Genomic DNA, 3,502 nt, shown 5'->3' on the forward strand with positions numbered 1-3,502 from the left:
GGGCTGCGTGGCGGCGGGCCTGGCCTCGCCGTCCAGCCGCCAGGTCAGGGTGGCGCCCTCGGTCACCGCCTGCGGGCCGGGACCGCGATGCACCAGTTGCGCCCGCAGGGTGGAACCGACGGGCAACAGGGTCCACGCGGGTTCCGCGTCAGTGACGTGCTGCATGCCCTGCCTGCTCCACGCCACCAGCACGTGCCCGTCCTTGCCGGGGTCGAACGGGGGCACGTCGGTGACCAGTTGCCCGTAGCCGGAACCCGCCTTGGTCGCGCCCTGCGGGGTAACGGCTTTCTGGGTCGGGGCACTCTGGCCCGTCATCGCCTGTTTGACGGCGGGCCGCATGGACGGCGCGAACAGTTGCGCGCCCAAAAAGCCCACCGCGAACACGGCCACCACGATCAACCACACGCGGAACAGGTTCTCGGTCAGGCGGTTGTCGGTCTTGCTCATCGTCGCATCTCCCTGCGTCGTTACTGCCGAAAGCTCACAAATACATATCCGGGCGGCCTAGCGCGCCAAACGGCGTTCTACTTCGTGCGTAATGTACACCGCCAGCGCGTGGCGCTCCGCCGGGGTGCCGCAGAAAGGCGGCATGTAGGGCAGCAGCTTGCCCTGCCCGGCCAGTTGCGCCTCCATCCCGGCCACGCCGCGCTTGGCCGCGCGCGGCACCATGTCCAGCATGGGGTTGCCCATGCCGTGGCAACTGGAACACTGCTGCGCCCACAGGAACCGCCCCACGTCCAGGCGGTTGTCGTCGGTCACCTGACGCGTGCCCGCCCAGGCGGTCAGCGACAGCGCACCGTCGCGCTGCATGCGCTCCACGTCCGCCGCGCGGATGCCGTTGGAATACATGTAGCCGTGGATGACCCACGGCCGACGCCCCGTTTCGCGCATCCACTCGAAGGTTCCCACCTGGGCAAGGCCCAGCAGCAGCACCACGCCCGCCAGCACGGCCCGCGCCCTGCCGCTTGCCTTCACGAAAAAGGCCAGCCCGCCCAGGAACAGCAGCGGGGTGACCACCGGCCAGGCAAGGGCGAAGGGGCGAATGTCCTCCGTGCGGCGCAGGATCATGGCCTGCTGGGCCGGGGGCAGCGCCGCGAAGTACCACGCCGCGCCCAGCAACAGCCCGATGAACGGCAGACACACCCATTTGGCCGACCAGCGGACCATGGCCTCGCGCGTTGCCGGGTGGGGAATGCGCAGCGCCGTGATCATGGCGAACAGGCCCGCCAGCAGCAGGCACAGGGCAAAGCGGAACACCAGCGCGGGCCAGAAGGTGGGGTTGAAGAAACCGTCCCAGAAGTTGCCGGTGCGCAGCCATTCGCCGGGGGTAAGCATGAACCCGATGATGCCGTTGATCATGAACAGCGACAGGAAGGCGAACAGCGCGTACAACCAGCCCGCCGTCATGTGGTCCTTCCTGCTCATGCGGCCCGAAATGCAGCGCTGGAAGGTGTAGTAGTACACCAGCAGCGCCGCTATCTCGCCCAGAAAGAACACCCACTCCGTGGCCCAGCCGTACAGGAACAGATGCACCAGTTGCGAGGTGGCCGCCGGGCTGACCAGCGAGATGATCAGCCAGATGCCTACCCCGGTCACCCCGCCGAAGACCATGGTCAGCAGCACGAAGAACCGGCTGTGCCGCTTCACCCACTGCAGGATTTCGTTGGAACCTTCCGCATGCCCCTTGCGCTCGGCCATGACCAGGAAAAACCCGCCCCCCACGGCGAACTGTGCCACGAACACGTGGATGACGGAAATCAGCGCGATGAGCAGGCCGCCGTTCACCGGCAGTTGCCAGACCGGGTACTGCATGGCCTACGCCTCCTTCCCGCTGCGACGGGCGATGACCACCAGCCACCATACTGCGGCGGCACCCGCCACCAACGACACCACGAACAATGCCGCCGCGCCGTCCTGACCGACCATTGGGGGGACCACAGGGGCCGCCGCCGTCGTGGCCATGGAGGCGTTCAGGTGCGGGGCCAGCCAGGCGTCGCGCAGCACGGCACGCATGGCCGCCATCAGAAATATGACGCCCACCGTGGCTCCGGCAGCCAGCCACACCCGGCGCTGCCGCGCGGCCACAAGGGCCAGCACGGTGCCCGCCAGCCCCAGCACGAAGGCGCCGGTGGCCAGCCCGTGCCCGCCCATGAACAGGCGCGTCATGGGGCCGGGCAGGCTGAGCAGGAACCACGCGCCCAGCACGAACTGGGCGTAGGTGGCATGGGTGAACCACCTGAGGCCCTCGGTGATGCGCAGTTCCCAGTCCTGCGGCCCCAGCGGGCCGGAGGCCACGGGCCCGCCCGCCTTTTTCAGCAGCTTCGCGCGCCCGGCAATGAACAGCCCGCCCACGGCCACCGCGCCCACAACCATGTGCAGGTAGCGCGGCACGAGCGAAGGTTCACCCCAGTTCAGCAGGGTGCCGCCCGGCGAGGCTGCGTACCCGGCCCAACGGGCCGGGTCCAGCATGAAGGTGGCGTTGTTGGTAAGCACGAAGGCGTTGACCAGCAGCAGCGCCACGCTGATGCCCGCCACCAGGGTACGGCGCGGACCAAGCACGGCATGACCCAAGCCATACAGATAGAAGCCGTAGTAGGCCATCATCACGAAGCCCACGATCCCCAGCCACCACGTGGCCATCAGGATGGAGCTGGGGTAGATGAACTGCCCGTACAGCACCTGCAGGAACAGCAATGGCGGCACTCCGAAGTTCACGGCCAGGGCCATGGCGCGCGGCACCCAGGCCGCCGTCTCGCGGATGTCCGTGTTGACCTGGTCGCCCGGCGCGAACGGCGTGCGCAACGAGCGGAACAGGGTGATCACACCCGTGCCCAGCACCACGTTCATGAACAGCAGGTGCACCACGAAGGTGAGCAGCAGTAGCGCCTGGAACCATCCCCACGGCCCCGGTATGGGGTCGGGTACGGGTACCAGCGCGGCGGGCGGCAAAGCCGGGGTCATGCCGGTTTCCTCCTGGGTTCGCCACCCGTGGCCCCGTGCCTTTCGTCCAGTCGCGCCGGACGTGCGGGACCGGAACGGTCGTCCGCTCGGGCCGGGGACGCATTGCTCGCAACGCGTGCCCCGTGGGGGGGGGGATGACGTGAATGCCTGCATTCTTGCCCAATTCTCCTAACCGGGCAAGCGGTTCGCGCGAAAAATCAGCCCACGCGGCGGCAGCCCCCATCCGCACGTTGAACAACGCGCCGGGGCGGCGTATAGGGTGAAGTCCGGCTTGCGGCAGGATCCCACCCCGCTCATGCCCTGCCCATGGCGGCGCGTTCCGGCGCATGCCCGACTCGGCCAGGCCCGCGCCGGACATGCACCGGGCACCGCGAACAGCACATTCACAGGATGCAGACAACATGCTTCATGCCCCCATACGCCTTCCGTTTCGTTCACCCCGCCGCCTGACCGTGCTGCTGGTCCTGCTGGGCATGGCCCTGCTTGCCGGGTTGGCCCCCGCGTGGCCCGGCCTGCCCGCCCCGCGCACCGCGCTGGCGGC

General features: G+C 68.6%; 2 protein-coding genes and 1 pseudogene. All 3 read right to left on the reverse strand.

Features of this window, described 5'->3' with window-relative positions; all coding sequences use genetic code 11:
* A pseudogene (locus FVW27_RS10610) lies at positions 1-447 on the reverse strand (cytochrome c3 family protein); the annotation flags it as partial.
* A gap of 57 nt (positions 448-504) precedes the next feature.
* Entirely contained in the window at positions 505-1,812 is a 1,308-nt protein-coding gene (locus FVW27_RS10615) for a c-type cytochrome (protein ID WP_167124988.1), read from the reverse strand.
* A gap of 3 nt (positions 1,813-1,815) precedes the next feature.
* The gene (locus FVW27_RS10620) at positions 1,816-2,961 is read right to left on the reverse strand and encodes a peptidase (protein ID WP_208294739.1); all 1,146 of its coding nucleotides are present in this window, start codon (positions 2,959-2,961) and stop codon (positions 1,816-1,818) included.
* Positions 2,962-3,502 lie beyond the last annotated feature (541 nt).

It is taken from the genome of Nitratidesulfovibrio liaohensis, assembly GCF_011682075.1.
In the GTDB taxonomy this organism is placed as follows: domain Bacteria; phylum Desulfobacterota; class Desulfovibrionia; order Desulfovibrionales; family Desulfovibrionaceae; genus Cupidesulfovibrio; species Cupidesulfovibrio liaohensis.

What these genes read in the sequence shown, in the direction of transcription:
- FVW27_RS10620 (WP_208294739.1), bottom strand. Translation starts at nt 2,961, where the DNA reads ATGACCCCGGCTTTGCCGCCCGCCGCGCTGGTACCCGTACCCGACCCC.
- FVW27_RS10615 (WP_167124988.1), bottom strand. Translation starts at nt 1,812, where the DNA reads ATGCAGTACCCGGTCTGGCAACTGCCGGTGAACGGCGGCCTGCTCATC.